Below are 23,478 nucleotides of genomic sequence, written 5' to 3' on the forward strand. Positions count from 1 at the left end.
AGGTACAGCCCGCCCGGCCGATACAGGAGTGTCCCCCATGTCGAGCCCGACAGAATCGCGGCCCACCCCGGTCCGCAACGATCGCACCCACTTCCTCTACATCGCCGTCATCGTCGCCGTCCTGCTCGGCATCGGTGTCGGGTTCCTGTTCCCGAACTTCGCGGTCGAGCTGAAACCGCTCGGCACCGGGTTCGTGAACCTGATCAAGATGATGATCAGCCCGATCATCTTCTGCACGCTGGTGCTCGGCATCGGCTCGGTCCGCAAGGCCGCCAGCGTCGGCAAGGTCGGCGGCCTGGCACTCGTCTACTTCCTGACGATGTCGACGGCCGCGCTCGCCATCGGCCTGGTGGTCGGCAACCTGGTCCAGCCCGGTTCCGGCCTGGACCTGACCGACAAGCTGCGCGAGGCCGGCCAGAAGCAGGCCGCCGGGGCGCACGAGACCACGACGGACTTCATCCTCGGCATCATCCCGAAGACGATCGTGTCCGCGCTGACCGAGGGCGAGGTGCTGCAGACCGTCCTGGTGGCGTTGCTGATCGGCTTCGCGCTGCAGGCGATGGGCGCCACCGGCCAGCCGATCCTGAACGGCATCGGGCACCTGCAGCGGCTGGTGTTCAAGGTGCTGTCGATGATCATGTGGGCCGCACCGGTCGGTGCCTTCGGCGCCATCGCTGCGGTGGTCGGCGCGGCCGGATCGACCGCGCTGGTCAGCCTGCTGAAGATCATGCTCGCGTTCTACGTGACCTGCCTGCTGTTCGTGGTGGTCGTGCTCGGCACCCTGCTGCGGGTGGTCACCGGGCTGTCGATCTTCCAGCTGCTGCGCTACCTCGGCCGCGAGTTCCTGCTGATCGTGTCGACGTCGTCGTCGGAGACCGCGCTGCCGCGGCTGATCGGGAAGATGGAGCACCTCGGCGTCGAGAAGTCCGTGGTCGGCATCACCGTCCCGACCGGCTACTCGTTCAACCTGGACGGCACCGCGATCTACCTGACCATGGCGTCGCTGTTCATCGCCGAGGCGATGGACGAGCCGTTCTCGATCGGCCAGCAGGTCTCGCTGCTGGTGTTCATGATCGTCGCCTCGAAGGGCGCCGCCGGTGTCACCGGCGCCGGTCTGGCCACCCTGGCCGGCGGCCTGCAGTCGCACCGGCCGGAGCTGGTCGACGGTGTCGGCCTGATCGTCGGCATCGACCGGTTCATGTCCGAGGCCCGGGCGCTGACGAACTTCGCCGGCAACGCGGTCGCGACCGTTCTGGTCGGGCACTGGGTCGGCGAGTTCGACAAGGCGCAGGCCAAGCAGGTCTTCGCCGGTGAGGATCCGTTCGACGAGGCCGCCTTCGCCGCCGGTGACACGCACGCCGGCGACGTACCCCAGCCCACCGCTCCCGCGGTCGACACCGGCGCGTCCCACCACTGAGCCACCTCTCCACCCCTCCGGCACTGCCCGTCAGCTCCCTGCAAGCTGACGGGCAGTGCTACGTCTAGCTCCCCGTCAGCTTCTCCACGACGGGAGCCAGGTCCTCGACGTACGTCGCGTTGACAGTGATGTACGACGTACCGAACTCGTCCCGGCGCCGCTCGAGCTCGTCGACCATCTGCTGCGGCGTCCCGCGCAGCATCATCAGCGAGTCACTCGCCTCGAGCTCCTCCGGTGACACGCCCGCGGCTTGCCGGGTCCACGGCGGCAGCTCGCGGGTCCCGGCCGCGAACAGGTTCATCGCCAGCTCGATCCGATCCGCCCGCGGCCCGGCCAGCTCCCGCAGGTCCCGGACCAGCCGCTGGATCTCCGCCCGCGACGTCATCGCGTCCTTGGCGATGGACACGATGTCCGCCCGGGCCGCGGCCAGCGCCAGCGCCCGCGGTCCGCCGGCCGCCAGCATGATCGGGGTACGGCGCTCGCCGTCGAGCCGCTCCAGGATGTCGAGGGTCTCCCGCACCTGGTCGCGACGCTCCTTGCCCGAGCCGAACGGCAGCCCGAGCTCGGCGGCCTGCTGGTCGGTGCCCGGCCGCCCGGTGCCGATACCGAAATCGAACCGCCCGTCGGTCAGCACTGTCAGCGTGTGCGCGTCCCAGGCGGCCTGCCGCGGTGTTCGCAGCGGCGCCGCGGCCACGAAGGTCCCGACCCGGACGTCCGCGAGGGTCGCCGCCATCGCGAGGGAGGCGAACGGCGACGGCAACTGCAGCCCGTCTGGCATCAGCACGCTCGAGTAGCCGAGGTCGGCCGCCCGCCGGACCGTCGTGGTCCACTGCTCCGCGGTCGCCGGGCTGCCCACCACGCCGAACCGGAATCGCCTGTCGCTCATCGCCTTGCTCCCTTCGAGGTTTGGTGCTTCCAGGCTGTCCGGGACCGGGTGTTGTCCACATCCCACGGTGGGAGGCGTTCGCCGTACGCCGATCGACGTACTCTGGTGACATGTCACTGAAGCGCAGCCCCCTGCTGGACCGGCCCGGCGCGGTCGAGGCCGACGGACTCGACGCCGGCGTCGCGGCCCACTACGGCTCCGACCTGCGGGAGCAGCGGCTGCTCGCGGCCGGTGACGGATTCGTCGACCTGTCGCACCGCGACGTCGTCAAGATCACCGGTCCGGACCGGCTGACCTGGCTGCACGCGCTCACGTCGCAGTTCTTCGAGGGCCTGAAGCCCGGGACGTCGACCACCGCGCTGCTGCTGTCGCCGACCGGCCACGTCGAGCACGTGATGTACGGCGTCGACGACGGCGAGACGTTCTGGCTGCACACCGAGCCGGGCGCGGCGGCGGCGCTGGTCGACTGGCTGCAGAAGATGGTGTTCATGTCCCGTGTCGAGATCGCCGACGTGACCGACGACTACGCGATCATCTGGCGTCCCGGTCCTGCCGCGGGTGAGTTCCTGACCCGCAGCGGTGGCGACTCGCTCGGCGGGCACGAGGTCTTCCTGCCGCGGGCCGAGCTGGCCGGGCTCGAGGGTCCGGCGGCCGGGATCTGGGCCTACGAGGCGCTCCGGATCGAGGCGGGTGCGCCGCGGCTCGGGCTGGACTCGGACGAGCGCGCGATCCCCAACGAACTGGGCTGGCTCGGCGTCGGCGTCCACCTGAACAAGGGCTGCTACCGCGGTCAGGAGACGGTCGCCCGGGTGCACAACCTCGGCCGTCCGCCGCGGCGGCTGGTGCGGCTGCACCTGGACGGCTCGGTCGACCACCTGCCGGCGCACGGGTACGCCGTACGCGTCGGAGACAAGCAGGTCGGCTTCGTCGGGTCGGCGGCGCGGCACCACGAGTTCGGGCCGATCGCGCTCGCGCTGGTGAAGCGGAACGTCGATCCGGCGGCTGTGCTCGAAGTCGTGGCCGAGGACCAGCCGACGGTGACCGCGACCCAGGAGCTGCTGGTCGACCCCGAGGTGGGGTTGCACGTCCGCGCCCGGCTGTGAACCGATTCATTCGCAACACCGCGTTTTGCACCTGTACAGTTCTGCCGTGACCGAACCTGTGATCCTGGCCGACGTCGTCCGCAGCGGCTTCGTCGAGGGCCACCATCGTGGCTCCGTCGTGGTGACCGATCCCGACGGCGCGGTCGAGTGGTCCGTCGGTGTGGTGGACCAGCCGATGTTCCCGCGCTCGTCGAACAAGCCGATGCAGGCTCTCGGCATGCTTCGCAACGGGCTGCCGCTGGACGGCAAGCTGCTCTCGCTGGCGGGCGCGTCCCACTCCGGCGAGCAGATCCACCTGGACGGGGTCCGCGAGATCCTCGCGCTGGGCGGCCTGGACGAGTCGGCGCTGCGGACGCCTCCGGCGTACCCGCTGGAAGACGCCGGCCGGGACGCCTGGGTGCGTGCGGGGCACGGACAGGAGCGGATCGTCATGAACTGCTCGGGCAAGCACGCGGCGATGCTCCTGACCTGCGTGATCAACGGCTGGCCGCTCGACGACTACCGCGCGCCGGATCACCCGCTGCAGCAGGTCATCCGGACCGCGGTCGAGGACACTGCCGGTGAGAAGGTCTCGTATGTCGCCGTCGACGGCTGCGGCGCCCCGATCCTGGCGATCAGCCTGGCCGGCCTGGCTCGCTCGTTCGGCCTGTTCGCGGCGGCCGCGCCGGGCACGCTCGAGGCGCGCGTGAAGGACGCGTTCCGGGCGTACCCGGAGTACGCCAGCGGGAGTACGCGCGACGAGGCAGCGCTGATGCGGGCCATCCCGGGTCTGTTCTGCAAGGTCGGCGCGGAGGCCGTGTACGCCGTGGGCCTCGAGGACGGGCGCGGGATCGCGGTGAAGATCGAGGACGGCACGCCGCGGGCACGGGCCGTGGTGATGGCCGCCGTACTGCGCAAGCTCGGTCTCGAGCACGAGGTGCTCGACCAGCAGTCCCGGTTCCCCTTGTACGGCGGCGGGGTCGAGGTCGGCGCGGTTCAGCCGCATCCTGCGACGTTCAGCTAGTCCTTCGACTTTCAACTGTCGTCACCGACCGTGAGCGGGCTCACGGTCGCGCTGCTTGCAATTGCAAGCACTCTGCTAGCACACTGGACACATGGCCAGATTGAGTGATCGTGCGGCTGGGGCGGTGGGCTCCCTCGGGGAGTACCTCGCCGAGCAGCGGCGGCATGCGCAGTTGTCGTTGCGGCAGCTGTCCGACCTGGCCGGTGTGTCGAACCCGTACCTCAGCCAGATCGAGCGCGGCCTGCGGAAACCGTCGGCCGATGTGCTGCAGCAGCTCGCGAAGGCGTTGCGGATCTCCGCGGAGACCCTGTACGTGCGGGCCGGCATCCTCGACCCGGACGACGGCTCGGACAGCCGACGGGCCTCCGGCGTGGTCGACGCCGTACTGCTCGATCCCGCGCTGAACGAGCGGCAGAAGCGCGTCCTGCTGGACGTCTACGCGTCCTTCGTCCGTGAGAACACGTCCGACGACGACATCTCGGTGGAGCCGGAGCCGGAGCCCGTCAAGCCGGCTGCTGCCAAGAAGCCTGCGGCCCCCAAGACCCCTGCAAGCAAGCGCAAGTAACACCTTCCTGCTGAAAATCATCCCGAGGAGAAGCCTGATGGCTACCCGTACGCCCGTCACCCCGTTCTACGCGATCGCCGGCGCCGGCGACCTGGCCGTGGAGAAGCTCCGCGCGGTCGGCGACGACGTCACCGCCCGGTTCGCGAAGCTGGACCAGAAGGCCCTGCAGACCGAGCTGACCAAGGCGCAGAGCGAGCTCAGCAAGCGGTTCGAGGCGATCGTCGCCGACGCGAAGACCGCCCCGGCCATGCTGCGTGAGCTGCCGAAGACCGCGCAGGCCGGGTTCACCACCGTGCTGGGCCAGGCCGAGGAGACCTACGAGGACCTCGCCGGCCGCGGCAAGGACCTGGTCGAGCGGATCCGCAGCCAGAAGGCCACCGAGGACCTGGTCACCCAGGCCAAGACCACGGTGAGCAAGGCCAAGGCCACCCGCACCACCGCGAAGAAGACCGCCGACACCGCCACCCGCAACGTCAAGGCGACCGCGACCAGCGCCCGCAAGACCGCGAAGACCGCCTCCAAGGCCGCCACCAACGCCGCCACCAAGGTCGGCGACTGAGAGTAACAACGCCCACCACCTGGGTGAATCCTGAGGCCGGGCAGCCCACAATCTGCGCTGAGCAGAGGTAGGCTGCCCGGTCTTTCGGTAGGCTCGTACGCATGCTCCCACTCGCCACGTTCCCGAACCTGTTCCCAGGGTTCGCCGGTCCGCTCGAGATCATCTGGTGGGTGCTGCTCGGGATCAAGCTGGTGGCCCTGCTCGACGCGGCCTTCCGGCCGCGGGCGGTGTTCACCGCAGCGGACAAGCTGACCAAGCCCGGCTGGGTGCTGATCCTGGTCGTGTTCACGCTGAGTCAGATCTTCCAGGGCTGGCTGAGCTTCTTCGGCCTGATCGGCATCGTCGCCTCGGCGGTCTACCTGGTCGACGCCCGCCCGGCCCTGCGCGCCGCCACCGGCCGCGGCCGGGGCGGCTGGGGGATCCGCCGCCGTCGCGGTCCGCGTCCCCTGTAGTTCCCTACGAGCGGTAGACGATCACCTTGTCGCCGACCTTGATCTGGTCGAACAGGATCTTGATCTTGCCCAGGTCCCGGACGTTCACGCAGCCGTGCGAGGCGCCGTTGTACCCGCGGGCGGCGAAGTCCGAGGAGTAGTGCACCGCCTGGCCGCCGCTGAAGAACATCGCGAACGGCATCGGCGAGTCGTACAGCTTCGACACGTGGTTGCGGCTCTTCCAGCCGACCGTGAAGCTGCCTTCGCGGGTGGCCGTCTTGACCGCGCCGAACCGCACGTCCAGCTGCATCTTCACCACACCGTCGACGACATACCGCAGCTTGCGGGTGGACTTGTCGATGCAGAGCACGACGCCGGTCGCGCAGCGGGCGTCCAGCTTCTTGCCGTTCACCACCGGAGCCGGCGGGTAGAGCTCGGCCTGGGTCGGCTCGCGGGTGACCGCGACCAGCTTGTTCCAGGTGTTCTGGTCGACGTACCCGAGCTGGGGAATGCCCTTGGAATCCTGGAACTTCTTCACCGCGGACCGGGTCATGGTGCCGAACTCGTTGTCCAGGTAGCGCTTCTCGAGCAGCTTCAGCTGGACCAGCCGGGCCTCGACCTTGCGCACGTTGGTGCCGGTGGAACCGTTCTCCCACAAGGCCTTCGGGTAGATCGGCAGCTCGCCGCTGACCTGGAACGGCACCGTCTCGAGATCGGTCGGGGCCGCGGTGGCGTTTGTTCCGAAACTGAGGAGTGCAGCAATGCCGGCGCCCACGACCAGTCCGCTGACCATCTTGCGAATAACCAGTCCGCGCATCGGACACCCCTCTGACTAGACCCCGTCCCTACACTCGTAGGACGTCCTCACCGGTCTTTTGGTTGGCGCCCTAGCGTACCGGAGGAACTGCGATGGAAATCGTGTTGAGTACGGCGGATATCACCACTGTGCCCGTGGACGCGGTCGTGAACGCGGCCCATCACGCGCTGCGCGGCGGCGGTGGGGTGGACGGTGCGATCCACCGGGCCGGTGGACCGGAGATCCTGGCCGAGCTGATCGAGCGGTACCCGAACGGCGCCGCGACCGGCGAGGCCGCGTGGACGACCGCGGGTGCGCTGCCGGCGTCGTACGTGATCCATGTGGTCGGGCCGAACTACACGGCGGGGCAACGGGATCCGGCGTTGCTCGAGTCCTGCTACCGCAACGCTCTGCGGATCGCGGACGAGTTGGGCGTGAAGACGCTGGCGCTGCCGGCGGTGTCGGCCGGGATCTACGGGTGGCCGGCGCAGTCCGCGGCGGACATCGCCGTACACACTCTGCGCCGGACGGCGACCGACGTCACGACGGCGACCTTCTGTCTGGTGGAACCCCGGCTGTACAAGGCGTTCCAGAACGCGACAGCGGCCGGGGAGTGACTCCCCGGCCGCTGTGACCGCGTCTCAGGCGCTGTAGACGACGACCTTGTCGCCGATCTTCACCCGGGCGAAGATCCAGGCGATCTTCTTCTTGTCCCGGATGTTCGCGCAGCCGTGCGAGGCGCCGTTGTACCCGCGGGCCTTGAAGTCCGACGAGTAGTGGATCGCCTGGCCGCCGCTGAAGAACATCGCGTACGGCATCGGCGACTTGTACAGCGACGACACGTGGTTCTTCGACTTGCGGTAGACCTTGAACACGCCGTTGCGGGTCGGCGTCTTGCGGCCGCCGAACCGGGCGTCGGCGATCTGGATCGGCTTGCCGTTCACCAGGTACACCAGTTTGCGGGTGCGCTTGTTCAGGCACAGCACCCGGCCTCGCGTCATACAGCGCTTGTCGATCCGCAGCTTCCCCGGGACGACCGCCGTCGAACCAGCCGCCGCCGTCGCCGCCTGCGGCGCGACCACGACCTGGGGCGCAACCTTCGGCGCCACCGTGGCCGCCTCGGCCGTCGTGGCAGCGGTCAGAGCGCCCACTCCCACGAACGCGGCAGCCGTGACGGTGGCGCCGAGCTTACGCAGAATGCCCATGTTTCCTTGTCCTTCCCCCAACTGAAGTCTTGCTTGCACATGACAGACGTCAGCACCGCACGCCTGGTTGGTAACGATCCGGAACACCTTCCCCCGCCCACGAACCGACCAATGGTGTATCACACCGCTGTACTTCACTTCGCGCCACCCAGACGACCGTTTCCACTTCGTGCTCTTGGCGGTGCAGGGTGGTGCCCACAACTGCCGATAAGCCCGCGAGTCGGCGGGCTTATCGGAGCGTGGGTGAGAGCTAGTTCTTGTTCTTGCGGCCCAGTTTGGCGCGGTCTACCTGGTTGAGGGCTACCTTGCGCATGCGGATGGCGTCCGGGGTGACCTCGACGCACTCGTCCTCGCGGCAGAACTCCAGGGACTGCTCGAGGGACAGCTTGCGGGCCGGCACCAGCTTCTCGAACTCGTCCGCCGTCGACGACCGGACGTTGGTCATCTTCTTTTCCTTGGTGATGTTCACGTCCATGTCGTCGCTGCGCGAGTTCTCGCCGACGATCATCCCCTCGTACACCTCGGTGGTCGGCTCGACGAACAGCGTGCCGCGCTCCTGCAGGTTGATCATCGCGTACGACGTCGCCGCGCCGGCCCGGTCCGCCACCAGCGACCCGCTCGGCCGGGTGCGCAGCTCGCCGAACCAGGGCTCGTACCCCTCGAACACGTGGTGCGCGATCCCGGTCCCGCGGGTGTCGGTGAGGAACTCGGTGCGGAACCCGATCAGCCCACGCGCCGGCACCAGGAACTCCATCCGGACCCACCCGGTGCCGTGGTTGGTCATCTGCTCCATCCGGCCCTTGCGGACCGCGAGCAGCTGGGTGACCGTGCCGAGGTACTCCTCCGGGCAGTCGATCGTCAGCCGCTCGACCGGCTCGTGCCGCTTGCCGTCGATCTCGCGGGTGACCACCTGCGGCTTGCCGACGGTCAGCTCGTAGCCCTCGCGGCGCATCTGCTCGACCAGGATGGCCAGCGCCAGCTCACCACGGCCCTGCACCTCCCAGGCGTCCGGCCGCTCGGTCGGCAGCACCCGGATCGACACGTTGCCGACGAGCTCCTTGTCCAGCCGGTCCTTGACCAGCCGGGCGGTGACCTTGGTGCCCTTGGTGCGGCCGGCCAGCGGGGACGTGTTGGTACCGATCGTCATCGAGATGGCCGGCTCGTCCACGGTGATCAGCGGCAGCGGCTTCGGGTTCTCCGGGTCGGCGAGGGTGTCGCCGATCATGATCTCCGGGATCCCCGCGATCGCGCAGATGTCGCCGGGGCCGGCCGAGTCGCCGGGCACCCGCTCGAGCGCCTCGGTGATCAGCAGCTCGGTGATCTTGACCCGCTCGACGCTGCCGTCGTGCTTGCACCAGGCGACCTGCGCGCCCTTCTTCAGCGTGCCTTCGTGCACCCGGACCAGCGCGAGCCGCCCGAGGAACGGCGAGGCGTCCAGGTTGGTGACGTGGGCCTGCAGCGGCGCGTCCTCGACGTACGTCGGAGCCGGCACGTTGGCCAGGATCGTCTCGAACAGCGGCTCGAGGTCCTCGGAGTCCGGCAGGCCGCCGTCGGCGGGCTGGGTCAGCGAGGCGCGGCCGGCCCGCGCGGACGCGTACACGACCGGGAAGTCCAGCGCGCTCTGGTCGGCGTCGTGGTCGAGCAGGTCGAGGAACAGCTCGTAGGTCTCGTCGACGACCTCGGAGATCCGGGCGTCCGGCCGGTCCACCTTGTTGACCACCAGGATCACCGGCATCTTCCGGGCCAGCGCCTTGCGCAGCACGAACCGGGTCTGCGGCAGCGGGCCCTCGGAGGCGTCCACCAACAGCACGATCGCGTCCACCATCGACAGGCCGCGCTCGACCTCGCCGCCGAAGTCGGCGTGACCGGGGGTGTCGATGATATTGATGGTGACCTGCTCGCCGCTGGCCATCTTGTGCCGTACGGCGGTGTTCTTGGCCAGGATCGTGATGCCCTTCTCACGTTCCAGGTCGCCGGAGTCCATCGCCCGCTCGTCCACGTGCTGGTGGGCCCCGAAGGCGCCGGACTGCCACAGCATCGCGTCCACCAGGGTGGTCTTCCCGTGGTCGACGTGGGCGACGATCGCCACGTTGCGCAGGTCGTTACGGACAGGCATGGGGAAGCGCTCCAAGTAGTCAGAGGGGTTTCAGGCGGTGGCTACGGCTGTTTCACGTGCCACTCGACACAGGGCGCAGCCCCTTCATCTTACCGGTGACGGACTGTGTTCACGAATCGGGCAACCCTTTGACATTGGTTGACTGGACGTCCAGTCTATAGACGGGACGCCTGGGGAGGGGTCCGCAACCACGGGGGGTCAGGCCCCGGAGGGCCGAGCATGAAGTGGGGGGTTGCTCGGACCTCCAGGGCCCAGACCAGCAACGGGGAAGGAACCGTGCCGCGCTCGGCCACCGTGAACCAGGAGATGCGGGAACGCTCGCGCGAACGCATCCTCGCCGCCGCGCTCGAGGTGTTCGCCGAGCGCGGCTACGAGGCCGCGTCCATCTCCGAGATCACCACCCGGGCCGGCGTCTCGCGGGGACTCGTCGCCTACTACTTCGCGTCCAAGGACCGGCTCGCCGCCGAGCTGCTGGACCGCTGGCTGGACGGCATCACCGGGATCATCGCGATCGAAGGCACCCCGGACCAGCGTCTGGCCGCGATCATCGACGGAGCCCTGATGGCGGCCGCCACCACGCTGCCGATCCAGCGCCTGGCGATCACGTTGATGATGCAGCCCACCACGCACGACGTGTTCGCCCAGGTCGAGGCCGAGAAGGACGCCCGCCTGTCCCAGGTGGAGGACGCCATCCGCTCGATCTTCGTGGCCCGCGGCGCCGCCGACCCGGCCGTCGAAGAAATGTTGCTGCGGGCAACCTTGGAGGGCGTCACCGTGAAGCTCGCGATCTACTCGCACACGTTCCCCCTCGAGGACGTCCGCCGCCGCCTGTACGCCGGCTACTCCCTCCCCGAGCCGGCCGCCCCACTCCCGATCACGTCGCCCCCGGTCCACCGCCTCCGCGCGAAGTAGTACGACGTACGGCGTACGAGCAGAGCCGCCCGCTGAGGGATGTTCGGGCCGCCGCTCGACGCCAGGGTTGTGAGGTATGGATAAGAGTGGGGTTTCTCGAAGAACACTGTTGGCCGGTTCGCTGGCCGGCGTGGCTGTCGCGGGTGGCGTGGCGTCGCCCGGATACGCCGGCCGGGTGGACGAGTCGGTGGCGGAGTGGATCCGGCGGAATGCCGTGCCGCTCGGTGATCTGACGCAGCTGCGGCGGTCCATCGGCGGCGCGCAGGTCGTCGGGCTCGGCGAGGCCGTGCACAGTACGGCGGAGATCACCCGGCTGAAGCACCGCGTACTGCGGTACCTCGTCGAGCGGATGGGTTTCCGGGCCATCGCGTTCGAAGAGGACTGGTCGCTGTGCACCCAGGTGAACGACTACGTGCGGACCGGACGCGGTGACCTGAAGGCGTTGATTGGCCAGATGAGCCCGGCCTGGCGCTCGCAGGAGCTGGCCGACCTGATCGAGTACGTGCGTACCTACACCGCAAGGCATCGCGACAAGGTCTACTTCGCCGGCGTGGAGTACTACGCGACCCGGCAACTCGCGTACGACGCGATCGACAACTACGTCGCCCGTCATGCACCGGACCGGCTGGCCGAACTGCGCCGCAGCCTCGAGCCGATCCGCCCGAACACCACGGACATGGGCAAGTACGTCCAGTGGTACTGGAGGAAGGTCGCCGACAAGGCGCCGTACATCAGCAAGGCGAAGGCCGTCTACGAGCTCGTCCGGGACCTGCCTGACCAGGAGATCGTCCATCACGCGCGGCAGATCGTGTCGTTCTACGAGGCGTTCAGCCTGCCCGAGCAGGAGATCCCGGCCTACCGCGACGCCCGTGCGGCGGAGAACGTCCGGTGGGTGCGCCGCTCCACCGGCGACAAGGTCGTCTACTGGGCGGCGAGCGCTCACACAGCGAACGCACCCGGTCTGCGCGTCACCGCACCGCCGTACCCGGACACCGTCTTCCCGAGCGCCGGCTCCTACCTGAAGCGTTGGTACGGCGACCGCTACCGGATCCTCGGTTTCACCTTCGAGAGCGGTACGACGCTCGGCCCGCTGGGACCGATCGACATGCCACCGGCCGCACCGGACTGGTTCGAGTACCAGCTCCGGGCGGGCGGGACCGACGTGTTCAGCCTGGACCTGCGCAGGCCGGCGCACGGCGCCGTACGGGACTGGCTGGAGGCGACGGCGAAGACCCGCGGCTACCCGGAGGCCGGGGCGTCGTCGTGGATGACCGGCGGCAGTGTCGCCGAGTGGTTCGACGTGCTGGTCCACTGCCGCCACGTCACCGCAGTGCGTGCCTACTGAACGCGGTGCACCTTGTGCTGGGCGGCCTGCGCCCGGGGACGGACGGTGAGCCGGTCGATGTTCACGTGCGGCGGCCGGGTCGCGATCCAGGTGACGATGTCGGCGATGTCGTCGGAGGTGAGCGGCTCGGCCACGCCGGCGTACACGGCGTCGGCCTTGTCCTGGTCGCCGCCGAACCGGGTCAGCGCGAACCCCTCGCTGCGCACCATGCCCGGCGCGATCTCGCAGACCCGCACCGGCTGGTCGTACAGCTCCAGCCGGAGCGTGTCGACGATCGCCTTGGCCGCGTGCTTGGCGGCGACGTACCCACCGCCGCCCTCGTAGGCGACCTGGCCGGCCGTCGAACCCATCACGATGATCGTGCCGCGGCCGGCGACAAGGGCCGGGAGCAACGACTTCGTGACGGCCGCGACACCGATCGCGTTCACCTCGTACATCTGCCGCCAGGCCTCCAGATCCGCCTCCGCGACCGGCTCGAAGCCGAACGCGCCGCCGGCGTTGTTCACCAGCAGTGCGAGCCGGTCACCGACCGCGTCGGCGAGGGCGGCGACGTCTTCGGCCGAGGTCACGTCGCACTGGACCGCCCGGCCGTCGATCTCCTTGGCCAGCGCCTCGATCCGGTCGATCCGGCGGGCCGCGCAGATCACCTCGAAACCCTCGCGGGCCAGGTGCCGGGCCGACGCGGCTCCGATCCCGCTGCTCGCTCCGGTGACGACGGCCAGGGGACGCGCATTCGAAGTCATGCCTCCGAGTCTCCCAGCCCGGTTGCCATCGGCGGGAACCAGTCCGCACAGTAGAACGTCGGGACTTTGGGGACTCACCACAGGGGGCGAGCACATGGCGACCGAGCCGGACGACGAGACTCCGCCTGGTCCGGTGCTCTTCGCCCCCGACGTGCCGCCGGCGGCCCGGTCCTTGCTGAGCGAGCATCCGAGCGTGCTGATCCCGGCGAGTGCGCCGAAGCAGGACTCGGTCGGCCGGCAGCCGGTCGGTGAGGCGATCGGCGGTCTGGTGGCGTTCGCCGGGATCGAGATCGGCCTGTGGTTCGCCCTGCGCTGGCTGGTGTACGCGATCTTCCCTGACGGACTGGCCTTCTGGCTGAGCCTCGGCGCCGGCGTGTTCGGCGTACTGCTGCTGGTCGCCGGAGTCGCCGCGATGACGGGCGAGGGCAGGGCCCGGGTCGCTGCCCGCAAGCACCGGGGCAAGTACCTGCTCGCCGAGGACTGGGACGGCGACGCCACCGCGCTGATGGATCGGGCCCGGCGCGCGGTCGAGACCATCCAGGACTCCGAGGTGAACAAGCGCGGTCTGCTCGACGCGGCCAAGAACGACGTGGTCCTGCCGGAGCAGCTGTGGGACATCGGCCGGGTTCTCCAGCAGCTGTCCGCATTGCGGTCCCGGCAGGCCGACATCGAGGACCAGTTGCAGTCTGCCCGCCTGGAGGCCGTTCTCCGCCCGCAACGCGAGGCCCTCGAGTTGTCCGCGACCGCGATGGAGACGAAGGTCGCCAAGCTCGAGCAGTACGCCGACCAGGTCCGCGAGGCCGACGCCGTACTCAAGGTGGAGAGCGTGCTGGAAGGCGCCCTGCAGGACCGAGACCGGTACGTCGAGCTGCTGTCCAGCATCGAGGTCGCCGGCCACAGCGGCCTGATCGAGGAGCTCAGCCAGGAGACCGCGGACCTGAACGCGACGCTGTCCCGCCGGATCGCCGCAGCCCTCGAAACCGGCCAGACCCTCGCCCTGCCGACCCGGAAGCCGGACTGACCGCGCAGGGTTACCCTGACCACGTGAGCCTTCCCTCCGCCGACCGTCCTCTCCGGCGGGTCGCGATGATCAGCCTGCACACGTCGCCGCTGGACCTGCCGGGGACCGGTGACGCCGGTGGGATGAACGTCTACGTGGTGGAGCTGTCGAAGCGGCTCGCGGACCTGGGGATCGAGGTCGACGTCTTCACCCGGGCGACCGCGTCGGCGCTGCCGGCGCGGGTGGAGCTGATGCCCGGCGTGATGGTTCGCAACGTCGCCGCGGGTCCGTACGAAGGCCTGACCAAGAACGAGTTGCCCGCCCAGCTGTGTACGTTCGCTCGCGCTGTCCTGCGGGCGGAAGCGATTCACGAGCCCGGGCACTACGACGTGATCCACTCGCACTACTGGTTGTCCGGGCAGGTCGGCCTGCTCGCCCGGGACCGCTGGGCCGTCCCGCTCGTCCACACCATGCACACCATGGCCAAGGTGAAGAACGCCAGCCTCGCCGACGACGACGTACCCGAGCCGCCCGCCCGGCTGCTCGGCGAGGAACAGGTCGTCGAGGCCGCGGACCGGCTGCTCGCCAACACCGAGGACGAGGCGAACGAGCTGATCACGCTGTACGGCGCCCAGCCGTCGAAGGTCGGCGTGGTCAACCCGGGCGTCGATCTGGACATGTTCAGCCCCGGCGACCAGGCCACGGCCCGGCGCGCGATCGGGCTGCCCGAGGATGCCGTCGTACTGGCGTTCGTCGGGCGGATCCAGCCGTTGAAGGCGCCCGACCTGCTGATCCGGGCGGCCGCGCGGATGCTCGAGCGGGACCCGTCGCTGCGGGACCGGCTGGTGGTGGCGATCATCGGCGGACCGTCGGGCAACGGGATGGAGCATCCCGAGTCGCACGCCGAGCTGGCCCGGGCGCTGGGCGTCGACGACGTGACTCGGTTCGTGAAGCCGTTGGAGCGATCGGGACTGGCCGACTGGTACCGATCCGCGTCGGTCGTGTGCGTTCCGTCGTACTCGGAATCCTTCGGGCTGGTCGCTCTGGAGGCGCAGGCGTGTGGGACGCCGGTGGTTGCGGCGGCCGTCGGCGGACTGACCACGGCGGTCGTGGACAGGCAGACGGGCCTCCTGGTGCCTGGGCACGGGGTGGACGACTTCGCCGACGCGCTGACGCGGATCGCGACGGATCCGCACACCCGCGAGACCATGGGCCGGGCGGCGGTCAAGCACGCCCAGGGCTTCGGCTGGGAGCTGACCGCGAAGAAGACAGTGGCCGCGTACCGGGTCGCAACCGAGACGATGGCGGCAGAACTGGCCGCGGAGGTAGCCGGATGAGGGTGTCGGCGGCGGACGTGATCCGCCAGGTCCTGAAGGAGAACGAGCTCGACTTCACCGAGGGTGAGCCCGGCGCGTTCGCCGCGGACCTGCCGGGGGAGCGGAAGCTGAAGACGACGGTCACGCTGACGGTCGGGCCACAGGCGGTCCACGTGCACGCGTTCGTCGCCCGGCGCCCGGACGAGAACCACGAGGCCGTCTACCGCTGGCTGCTGGAGCGGAACCTGAAGATGTACGGCGTCGCGTTCGCCGTCGACCACCTCGGCGACATCCACCTGGACGGCCGGGTGCCGCTGCACGCGATCACCCCGACCGAGGTGGACCGGTTGCTCGGCGCGGTGCTGGAGTACGCCGACTCGTCGTTCAACACCATCCTGGAACTCGGGTTCGCCTCCTCGATCCGCAAGGAGTACGAGTGGCGGGTGTCCCGGGGCGAGTCGACCCGGAATCTGGACGCTTTCAAAGGCTGGCTGGAGCCGTAGGGCACGTCTCCCGATCCCGCGCCTACTGCGCGGCACTCGGCGGGCACCTCGCTGCACTGGTGCGAAGGGCACGATGCTCCGCATCGAACCCTCCGCCCCAGCGCACCGAGGCACTCCGCCGAGCACCTGCTCGCGACGGCGCGGGATCGGGAGACGTGCCCTTGTAGGCTTGCCGCCATGACCTATCGCCTGATCCTGCTCCGCCACGGCCACAGCGACTGGAACGCCAAGAACCTCTTCACCGGCTGGGTGGATGTCGACCTGAACGCCCAGGGCGTCGAGGAGGCCCAGCGCGGCGGTGAGTTGCTGCGTGACCGCGGCCTGCTCCCCGACGTACTGCACACCTCGGTGCTGCGCCGGGCGATCCGCACCGCGAACATCGCCCTCGAGGTGGCCGACCGGCAGTGGATCGACGTACGGCGCTCCTGGCGGCTGAACGAGCGGCACTACGGCGGGCTGCAGGGCAAGGACAAGAAGCAGACCCTGGAGGAGCTCGGCGAGGAGCAGTTCATGCTGTTCCGCCGCTCCTACGACACCCCGCCGCCGCCGATCGAGCGTGGCTCGGAGTACGACCAGGCCGGCGACCCGCGGTACGCCGCGCTGCCGTCGGAGCTGCTCCCCGCGACCGAGTGCCTGAAGGACGTCGTCGAGCGGATGCTGCCCTACTGGTACGACGCGATCGTCCCGGACCTGCGCGACAACAAGACCGTCCTGGTCACCGCGCACGGCAACTCGCTGCGCGCCCTGGTCAAGCACCTCGACAACCTCGACGAGGCCACGATCGTCGGTCTCAACATCCCCACCGGCATCCCCCTCTACTACGAGCTCGACGAAGACTTTCACCCGGTCACCCCCGGCGGCGAGTACCTCGACCCCCAAGCCGCCAAGGACGCCATCGAAGCCGTCAAGAACCAGGGTCGGTAGGCGGACAGTCCCAGAGGACACGCCTTCGGCGGGCTGCCGGCTTCGCCGGGCCGCGGACCGGGGTCACACGTCGGCGCCGTCGGCGATAGGCATCTTGAGACCGGGCTGTTGGACACTGGTGGGTTCCTTGTGGTGCTGTGCCAGCCACTGGGGGTGCACGCAGAAACTGGTGGGCTTGAACACGAAATAGCCTGTTCAAGCCCCCGACTACCCGGGCCAGCCCCGACGATACGGCCCGCCGCTGCGCCCACCCTCCGGCCGGCTCGGCCCCCGGGCTACCGGCCTGCCGCCGCACCTCCCACTCAGCCATTCGAGGGGATATCCCTTCGCGTTGTGGGTTCTCCCCTCGTGTGCGAGCAGAGAACCCACAGCATGAGGGGCTATCCCCTCGTACGGCGAGGGGGGTGTCGGCGGCCGGCCAGGTCCCAACACACCGGCCAACCCACGCGACCGGGCTCCGGCGTACCGGCAGGCACGATGGCACCCCCCTCCGGCAGGCACGATGGCACCTGTCTCCGGCAGGCACGATGGCAGCCGTCTCCGGCGGGTCGGTAGGCAGCCACGGCACGTCCTCTGGGCCGGGAGCAGCCACGGGAGCTTGCCGCCGCTGGAGTGGGGATTCGGCCCGTTGGCTGTTCTAGTACTTCATGTCTTCTTGCGCGCGGGGTGGGGAGACACGTTGGTGAGCACAGAAGTCGTCGTCCTCGGCGGTTGTTGCCGAGGGCTCCTGTTGTCCGAGGTCAGTTGCCGTTCGGGTTGGGGGTGGAGGCGCCGGCGCCGGAGCCGGCCGCCGTACCGCCGACGGCTACCGGGAGCTCGCCGGTGACCAGGTAGACGACGCGGCGGGCCATCGAGACGGCGTGGTCGGAGATGCGCTCGTAGTAGCGGCCGAGCAGGGCGATGTCGACGGCGACCTCGACGCCGTGCGGCCAGGAGTCGTCCATCATCAGGCGGAACTGGTTGCTGCGCAGCTTGTCCATCAGGTCGTCGGTGGCTTCCAGCCGGCCGGCCGCCTCGACGTCGCGGGTCTGGATCACGTCACCGGCGGCGTCGACCATCTTGCCGGCCACCGAGCCCATCTCCGCGATGACGCCGTGCAGCTCGTCCGGGATCGCCGGGGCCGGGTAGCGCATCCGGGCGATCTTCGACACGTGCGCGGCCAGGTCGCCCATCCGCTCCAGGTCGGCGACCATCCGCAGCGCGGCGACCAGCATCCGCAGCTCGTTCGCGACCGGGGACTGGCGGGCCATCAGCTCGAAGACCTTGTCCTCGACGCCCTCGCCGGCCGCGTCCAGCTGGATGTCGGCCGCGATGACCTCTTCGGCCTTGCGGATGTCGGCCTCCAGCAGCGCCGCGGTCGAGCGTCGTACGGCGGTGGACACCGTCCGGGTCATCCGCTCCAGCTCGGCGAGGATGTCGTCGAGCTGCTCGTGGTAGGTGTCACGCATTGTGTTCGTTTCCGATCTGTGGTGTCCGGCGCCACGCTGGGCGGAGTGGAAGGCACCCGCCTGGTACCCGCCACCTGGTGACCGTATGCCGTCGAGGTTGCCGGATGGCGACGAGTGGTGAACGCCTGATGAACAGTTAGGTCGTCCCCCGGTCATCCGGTGCTCATTCGGTCTTTCCCTGCTGGTTGCCCGCGTAGCATCGTTGCCGTGGACCCCACGCTGGCTGCGGTGCTGGGCGGCGTCATCGGCGCGGCCCTGGCCCTGCTTTCGCTCGGAGCGATGATGCTCAGCGAACGGTCCCAGCGCAAGATTCCGGTGTCCCCGGACCCGGCCGTCCCGAGCGGGGTCGCCACCGTCCTTTCGGTACTGCGGTCGTCCGCGGTGGTGATGGGCCCCGAGGACCAGGTGCTCCAGGCCAGCGCCCCGGCGCACGTGCTCGGCATCGTCCGGGGCGAGCGGCTGGTGGTCGACGACCTGCTGACCATGGTCCGGGCAGTACGGCGGGACGGTGAGATCCGCCAGCAGGACCTCGAAATCGTCCGCGGCCGGCTCGGCGCGACGCAGTACGTGAGCGCCCGGGTGGCGCCGCTGGGCAGCCAGTTGGTGCTGGTCCTGGTCGAGGACCGGACCCGGGAGCGCCGGCTGGAGGCGATCCGGCGGGACTTCACCGTCAACGTCAGCCACGAGCTGAAGACCCCGGTCGGCGCGCTGATCCTGCTCGCCGACGCGGTCTCGGAGGCTTCCGACGACCCGGAGGCGGTGCAGCGGTTCTCGGACCGGATGCGGGTCGAGGCGTCCCGGCTGAGCCGGCTGGTGAAGGAGATCATCGAGCTCTCCCGGCTGCAGGGCGACGACCCGCTGGAGAACCCGGGCCCGGTCGACATCAACGCGGTGATCGAGAGCGCGGTGGACCGCTGCCAGATCGACGCCGAGGACCGCGACATCAAGATCGTGGTGAAGACCGAGCCCGAGCTCGAGGTGATGGGCAGCGAGGACCAGCTGGCGATGGCGATCGGCAACCTGGTCGAGAACGCGGTCAACTACAGCCCCGACGGCACCCGGGTCGCGGTCGCCGCGCACCCGATCGGCGACCTGGTCGAGGTGACCGTCAGCGACCAGGGCGTCGGCATCCCGAGCAGCGACCTGGAACGCATCTTCGAACGGTTCTACCGGGTCGACCGGGCCCGGAGCCGTGAGACCGGTGGGACCGGCCTCGGCCTCTCGATCGTCAAGCACATCGCCTCCATCCACGGCGGCGACGTCCGGGTCTGGAGCGTCGAGGGCCAGGGCTCCACCTTCACCGTGAGACTCCCGCTGCGGCTCGAACCCGCGCCGGGCCAGACCGCTTCCTCCAGCCAGGAGGAACCGGCCTTCCCCCTGACGCCTACCCCGTCAGGTGTGCGGCCTGCATTGCAGGATCCTTCGCATCGGCGGCGCCCAGGCGGGCACCTCGCTGCGCTGGAGGAGGAGCCACGATGAAGAGGCACCTCCTCCGCCTTGCGATGCACCCGCCTGGACACCGCCGCACTGAAGCATCCTGCAATGCAGGCCGCCTGATCGCAAAGGAGACAGCTTCGTGACCCGAGTGCTGGTCGTCGAAGACGAAGAGAGCTACAGCGACGCGTTGTCGTACGTGCTGCGCAAGGAAGGGTTCGAGGTCGCCGTCGCGGAGACCGGGCCGGACGCGCTGGACGAGTACGACCGGGCCGGTGCGGACATCGTCCTGCTCGACCTGATGCTGCCGGGTCTGTCCGGCACGGAGGTGTGCCGGGCCCTGCGCAGCCGGGGCAACGTCCCGGTGATCATCGTCAGCGCCAAGGACACCGAGGTGGACAAGGTGGTCGGGCTCGAGCTGGGCGCCGACGACTACGTGACCAAGCCGTACAGCCCGCGCGAGCTGCTGGCCCGGATCCGCGCCGTGCTGCGGCGCGGCCAGGACGTCGAGCTGCTGCCGGACACGCTGGAGGCCGGGCCGGTCCGGATGGACGTGGAGCGGCACGTGGTGACGGTGTCCGGGACCGAGATCCGGCTCCCGCTGAAGGAGTTCGAGCTGCTCGAGATGCTGCTGCGCAACACCGGCCGGGTGCTGACCCGCGGGCAGCTGATCGACCGGATCTGGGGCGCCGACTACGTGGGCGACACCAAGACGCTGGACGTGCACGTCAAACGGCTGCGCTCCAAGCTGGAGAAGGACCCGTCGAATCCGCAGCACCTCGTCACGGTGCGTGGTCTGGGCTACAAGTTCGAGTCCTGAGTCACATCCCCACAGGTCGCGACGGCTCGCGGAGTTAGCTTAGGCTCTCCTTAGTTGAGGCAATTCATCGCTAAGGAGAGTCCCATGTCCTGGTCCCGTACCCGGGCCGTCACCGCGATCGCGACCGCACTGGTCGCGACCACCTCGCTGACCGCCTGCGGGAGCGACGCCGACAAGCAGGCCGACACCTCGGCCGGTACGGCGGCCGCCGGGTTCCCGGTCACGCTGAAGAACGTGTTCGGCGAGACCACCATCACCAAGAAGCCGGAGCGGATCGTCACGCTCGGCTGGAACGCCCAGGACGTGGTCTACGCGCTCGGCGAGACACCGGTCGGGATGCCGAAGGTCACCTACGGCCCGACCCCGGCCGGGGTGACCGCGTGGGACGCCGACAAGTTCGACGCCTCGAAGACCGAGTTGCTGGACACCAGCGACAAGTTCCCGTTCGAGAAGATCGCGGCGCTGAAGCCGGACGTCATCCTGGCGCCGTACGAGGGCTTCGACGCGGCGACGTACAAGACGCTGTCGGACATCGCGCCGACCGTCGCCTACCCGGGCGCGCCGTGGCAGACCACCTGGCAGGACCAGACCCTGCTGGTCGGCGAGGCGCTGGGCAAGAAGGCCGAGGCCGAGAAGCTGATCGCCGGGATCGGCGACAAGATCAAGCAGGTCGCGAGCGAGCACCCGGAGTTCAAGGGCAAGACGATCACGGTCGGCTCGTTCGGCGCGGACAACTACGTCTACATGCCGACCGACCCGCGGGTGCAGATCCTGACCGAGATGGGCTTCGTGAACGCGCCCGGCGTGGAGAAGCTGCAGGCCGGCAACACGAAGAAGGAGTTCGCGCTCACCGTCAGCAAGGAGAAGGTGCCCGACGTGGACGCCGACGTGGTGGTGGCGTACGTCGACGGGCTGGGCGCGCAGAAGTTCCAGGCCGACCCGGTCTACTCGTCGCTGGCGGCCGTCAAGCGCGGCAGCGCCTACGTGATGGAGGACCAGCAGGTCATCTCCGGGATGAGCGCCGTCAGCGTGCTGAGCGTCCCGTGGGTCCTGGACAAGATCCTGCCGGGCCTGTCGAAGGCCGCCCAAGCCGCGGGCTGACCCGCGACCCCGCCCGGTACGGAGACCGATCCGTCGTACCGGGCGTCATCCGTCCGCCGGGACCTCGGCCACAGGCCCCGCCGGTACGACGAACGGGCCGTCCCGCGCCGGGGCGGCCCGTTCGGCTGTCTTCAGGCGCGGCGCTCAGCCGTGGCCGGAGCCCTCGTCGGCGCGCGGCGTCGGGGAGTAGTGGTCCTCGGTGAGCACCGGGACGTAGGCGCTGATCGGCGCGGCCTTGCCGAAGGTGATCGTCATGTTGACCATCTGGCCGGGCTTCGCGCCGGTGACCGTGATCGGCTCGCCGCTCGCCTCGCCGTTCTCGGCCTCCTGGCCGGCCGCGGGCGGCAGCAGCGTCGAGCTTCCGGCCTTCAGGTCCAGCGTCTTGACGTTGCCGAACGTGACCTCGCCGGGCTGGTCGCCGCCGGCCTGGCCGTCCTGGGTCTGGGCCGGCGCCTGGGCGATCCCGACCAGGGTGTCGTCCTCGGAGCCGTTGTTGACGATGACGGCGTGCAACTCGCCCTTGCCGTCCTCGGAGGCGATCACCAGGACGTTGCGGACCGCGATCGAGCCGGAGTCGGCGTTGGTGCCCTCGGCGGCCTGGTAGGGCTGCAGCGTCTGGGCGTTGAAGTTCGCGCCGCAGGCCGTCAGCGCGATACTCAGGGTGGCGGCGGCACCCGCCAGCGCGGCGCGCCGGACGGACCGCGAGGACAACGTGATCGGCACTGGGATCCCTCTCCTGCAAAGCTGTTCGACGCCCTGAGGCAGCGGCCTCCGGCGCGTCAAAGCGTAGCTCTCGCCTCGTCCGGACTCGACGGCGGGATGGCTGTCACGGTCGGTGGCAACGGTGTCCCGGGCAACCTTCCACGCGCGCACGAGGCACGGGTGAGAGCGTTTGTCAAGGCGGGAAGTGGCCCCTGACCAGCGCAAACGTCCCGACCGGACCATCTGCCACGTGGTAGGATGGAGCTTGGAAAGGGGCACGTGACATATGACTTTCACAGTCGGCGAGACGGTTGTTTACCCCAATCACGGTGCGGCCGTCATCGAGGACATCGAGACCCGTCAGATCAAAGGTGAGGACAAGACCTATCTGGTCTTGAGGATCGTCGCTCAGAACGACCTGGTCGTCCGGGTCCCCGCGTGCAACCTCGATCTTGTCGGCGTGCGTGACGTCGTGGATCAGGCTGGCCTGGAGCGCGTCTTCGACGTGCTGCGCGCACCGCACACGGAGGAGCCGACCAACTGGTCGCGACGGTACAAGGCGAACCTCGAGAAGCTGCACTCGGGCGACGTGATGAAGGTGGCAGAGGTCGTCCGCGACCTGTGGCGCCGTGAACGTGATCGCGGTCTCTCCGCCGGCGAGAAGCGGATGCTGGCGAAGGCTCGCCAGATCCTGGTCTCCGAGCTGGCCCTGGCCGAGCACACCAACGAGGACAAGGCGGAAGCCATCCTCGACGAGGTTCTCGCTTCCTGATCCACCCGATCAGACCGAGTCGGAACACGTGATCCTGCCGTCCTGCGCGGACCGCTCCCGATGAGCACCGCGGCAATCATTCCGGCGGCCGGTCTCGGGCTCCGGCTCGGTGGTGAGACCCCGAAAGCATTTCGAGAGGTCGGTGGCGTATCGCTGCTGGTCCACGCCGTACGTGGACTGCGGGCAGCGACCGCCGCCGACCTCACGTGTTTTGTGGTCGCCGTCCCACCCGGCACCGAGGACGCGGTCCGCAAGGAGCTCGAGCCGTACGCCGGTGACGCCCGGCTGCTCGTGGTCCCGGGCGGCGCCGAGCGGGCCGACTCTGGCCACGTTTCCGGCGACGATCGGGCCGCTGGCGATCTTCCTGGTCCAGTTCG

At 69.3% G+C, this 23,478-nt stretch carries 25 protein-coding genes; 18 read left to right on the plus strand and 7 right to left on the minus strand.

From position 1 onward, the window contains the following. Positions 1–37 precede the first annotated feature (37 nt). The gene (locus tag ACWCOV_RS35275) at positions 38–1,417 is read left to right on the plus strand and encodes a cation:dicarboxylate symporter family transporter (RefSeq protein WP_449833705.1); all 1,380 of its coding nucleotides are present in this window, start codon (positions 38–40) and stop codon (positions 1,415–1,417) included. A gap of 64 nt (positions 1,418–1,481) precedes the next feature. On the opposite strand, the gene ACWCOV_RS35280 is transcribed toward ACWCOV_RS35275, so the two are convergent. Continuing rightward, positions 1,482–2,303, minus strand: a complete 822-nt coding sequence (locus ACWCOV_RS35280) for an LLM class flavin-dependent oxidoreductase (protein WP_449833706.1) — start codon at positions 2,301–2,303, stop codon at positions 1,482–1,484. Positions 2,304–2,413: 110 nt separating this feature from the next. Between ACWCOV_RS35280 and ygfZ the strand changes: the two genes are divergently transcribed. From ygfZ to ACWCOV_RS35305, 5 genes are all read left to right on the plus strand, one after another. After that, positions 2,414–3,406, plus strand: a complete 993-nt coding sequence (gene ygfZ / locus ACWCOV_RS35285) for a CAF17-like 4Fe-4S cluster assembly/insertion protein YgfZ (RefSeq protein WP_449833707.1) — start codon at positions 2,414–2,416, stop codon at positions 3,404–3,406. 46 nt (positions 3,407–3,452) lie between these two features. After that, positions 3,453–4,409: an asparaginase gene (locus tag ACWCOV_RS35290; RefSeq protein WP_449833708.1), complete on the plus strand. Its 957-nt coding sequence runs from the start codon at positions 3,453–3,455 to the stop codon at positions 4,407–4,409. Positions 4,410–4,500: 91 nt separating this feature from the next. Further along, complete coding sequence (locus tag ACWCOV_RS35295) at positions 4,501–4,974, plus strand: helix-turn-helix domain-containing protein (protein ID WP_449833709.1); 474 nt, start codon at positions 4,501–4,503, stop codon at positions 4,972–4,974. Positions 4,975–5,011: 37 nt separating this feature from the next. Beyond that, a complete protein-coding gene (locus ACWCOV_RS35300) occupies positions 5,012–5,533 on the plus strand; it encodes a hypothetical protein (RefSeq protein ID WP_449833710.1) in 522 nt (173 codons plus the stop codon). A gap of 101 nt (positions 5,534–5,634) precedes the next feature. Continuing rightward, on the plus strand, positions 5,635–5,985 hold the full coding sequence (locus tag ACWCOV_RS35305; protein WP_449833711.1) for a DUF2516 family protein: 351 nt from the start codon (positions 5,635–5,637) through the stop codon (positions 5,983–5,985). A gap of 4 nt (positions 5,986–5,989) precedes the next feature. Here the strand turns inward: ACWCOV_RS35305 and ACWCOV_RS35310 are convergent, their stop codons facing one another. Beyond that, a complete protein-coding gene (locus tag ACWCOV_RS35310) occupies positions 5,990–6,781 on the minus strand; it encodes a L,D-transpeptidase family protein (protein ID WP_449833712.1) in 792 nt (263 codons plus the stop codon). A 92-nt stretch (positions 6,782–6,873) separates the two neighbouring features. Between ACWCOV_RS35310 and ACWCOV_RS35315 the strand changes: the two genes are divergently transcribed. After that, positions 6,874–7,377 (plus strand): O-acetyl-ADP-ribose deacetylase, encoded by a 504-nt coding sequence (locus ACWCOV_RS35315; RefSeq protein ID WP_449833713.1) that lies wholly within the window; start codon positions 6,874–6,876, stop codon positions 7,375–7,377. A gap of 24 nt (positions 7,378–7,401) precedes the next feature. On the opposite strand, the gene ACWCOV_RS35320 is transcribed toward ACWCOV_RS35315, so the two are convergent. Together ACWCOV_RS35320 and typA are read right to left on the minus strand one after the other, a co-directional pair. Then, complete coding sequence (locus ACWCOV_RS35320; RefSeq protein ID WP_449833714.1) at positions 7,402–7,965, minus strand: L,D-transpeptidase; 564 nt, start codon at positions 7,963–7,965, stop codon at positions 7,402–7,404. Positions 7,966–8,215: 250 nt separating this feature from the next. Next, positions 8,216–10,081 carry a translational GTPase TypA gene (typA, locus tag ACWCOV_RS35325; protein ID WP_449833715.1) on the minus strand — a complete coding sequence of 622 codons (1,866 nt, stop codon included), beginning with the start codon at positions 10,079–10,081 and terminating at the stop codon, positions 8,216–8,218. Between the two features lie 276 nt (positions 10,082–10,357). Here typA and ACWCOV_RS35330 point away from each other — a divergent pair, with 276 nt between their 5' ends. Next, complete coding sequence (locus tag ACWCOV_RS35330; protein ID WP_449833716.1) at positions 10,358–10,993, plus strand: TetR/AcrR family transcriptional regulator; 636 nt, start codon at positions 10,358–10,360, stop codon at positions 10,991–10,993. Positions 10,994–11,123: 130 nt separating this feature from the next. Continuing rightward, the gene (locus ACWCOV_RS35335; RefSeq protein WP_449833717.1) at positions 11,124–12,338 is read left to right on the plus strand and encodes an erythromycin esterase family protein; all 1,215 of its coding nucleotides are present in this window, start codon (positions 11,124–11,126) and stop codon (positions 12,336–12,338) included. On the opposite strand, the gene ACWCOV_RS35340 is transcribed toward ACWCOV_RS35335, so the two are convergent. Then, positions 12,332–13,081, minus strand: a complete 750-nt coding sequence (locus ACWCOV_RS35340; RefSeq protein WP_449833718.1) for an SDR family NAD(P)-dependent oxidoreductase — start codon at positions 13,079–13,081, stop codon at positions 12,332–12,334. The genes ACWCOV_RS35335 and ACWCOV_RS35340 overlap by 7 nt on opposite strands. Before the next feature lie 94 nt (positions 13,082–13,175). Between ACWCOV_RS35340 and ACWCOV_RS35345 the strand changes: the two genes are divergently transcribed. From ACWCOV_RS35345 to ACWCOV_RS35360, 4 genes are all read left to right on the plus strand, one after another. After that, complete coding sequence (locus ACWCOV_RS35345) at positions 13,176–14,102, plus strand: hypothetical protein (RefSeq protein WP_449833719.1); 927 nt, start codon at positions 13,176–13,178, stop codon at positions 14,100–14,102. Positions 14,103–14,167: 65 nt separating this feature from the next. After that, positions 14,168–15,418 carry a D-inositol-3-phosphate glycosyltransferase gene (gene mshA, locus ACWCOV_RS35350; protein ID WP_449833727.1) on the plus strand — a complete coding sequence of 417 codons (1,251 nt, stop codon included), beginning with the start codon at positions 14,168–14,170 and terminating at the stop codon, positions 15,416–15,418. Further along, positions 15,415–15,900: a YbjN domain-containing protein gene (locus tag ACWCOV_RS35355; RefSeq protein WP_449833720.1), complete on the plus strand. Its 486-nt coding sequence runs from the start codon at positions 15,415–15,417 to the stop codon at positions 15,898–15,900. Before mshA ends, ACWCOV_RS35355 begins: the two co-directional genes overlap by 4 nt. A 177-nt stretch (positions 15,901–16,077) precedes the next feature. Beyond that, positions 16,078–16,824: a phosphoglyceromutase gene (locus ACWCOV_RS35360; RefSeq protein WP_449833721.1), complete on the plus strand. Its 747-nt coding sequence runs from the start codon at positions 16,078–16,080 to the stop codon at positions 16,822–16,824. 740 nt (positions 16,825–17,564) lie between these two features. Here ACWCOV_RS35360 and phoU read toward each other — a convergent pair. Continuing rightward, complete coding sequence (gene phoU / locus ACWCOV_RS35365; protein ID WP_449833722.1) at positions 17,565–18,272, minus strand: phosphate signaling complex protein PhoU; 708 nt, start codon at positions 18,270–18,272, stop codon at positions 17,565–17,567. Positions 18,273–18,479: 207 nt separating this feature from the next. On the opposite strand from phoU, the gene ACWCOV_RS35370 reads away from it, so the two are divergent. From ACWCOV_RS35370 to ACWCOV_RS35380, 3 genes are all read left to right on the plus strand, one after another. Next, positions 18,480–19,751, plus strand: coding sequence for a sensor histidine kinase (locus ACWCOV_RS35370; protein ID WP_449833723.1), 1,272 nt, complete (start codon positions 18,480–18,482; stop codon positions 19,749–19,751). Between the two features lie 97 nt (positions 19,752–19,848). After that, positions 19,849–20,526 carry a response regulator transcription factor gene (locus tag ACWCOV_RS35375; protein WP_131353111.1) on the plus strand — a complete coding sequence of 226 codons (678 nt, stop codon included), beginning with the start codon at positions 19,849–19,851 and terminating at the stop codon, positions 20,524–20,526. 84 nt (positions 20,527–20,610) lie between these two features. After that, positions 20,611–21,627: an iron-siderophore ABC transporter substrate-binding protein gene (locus ACWCOV_RS35380; RefSeq protein WP_449833724.1), complete on the plus strand. Its 1,017-nt coding sequence runs from the start codon at positions 20,611–20,613 to the stop codon at positions 21,625–21,627. 144 nt (positions 21,628–21,771) lie between these two features. Here ACWCOV_RS35380 and ACWCOV_RS35385 read toward each other — a convergent pair whose 3' ends face one another. Then, entirely contained in the window at positions 21,772–22,350 is a 579-nt protein-coding gene (locus ACWCOV_RS35385) for a hypothetical protein (protein WP_449833725.1), read from the minus strand. Between the two features lie 265 nt (positions 22,351–22,615). On the opposite strand from ACWCOV_RS35385, the gene ACWCOV_RS35390 reads away from it, so the two are divergent. Both ACWCOV_RS35390 and ACWCOV_RS35395 read left to right on the plus strand, forming a co-directional pair. Then, a complete protein-coding gene (locus ACWCOV_RS35390; protein WP_012918679.1) occupies positions 22,616–23,101 on the plus strand; it encodes a CarD family transcriptional regulator in 486 nt (161 codons plus the stop codon). A 60-nt stretch (positions 23,102–23,161) separates the two neighbouring features. Beyond that, a partial coding sequence (locus tag ACWCOV_RS35395; RefSeq protein ID WP_449833726.1) for an IspD/TarI family cytidylyltransferase occupies positions 23,162–23,478 on the plus strand: 317 nt, incomplete at its 3' end.

The organism is Kribbella sp. NPDC002412 (assembly GCF_053592935.1).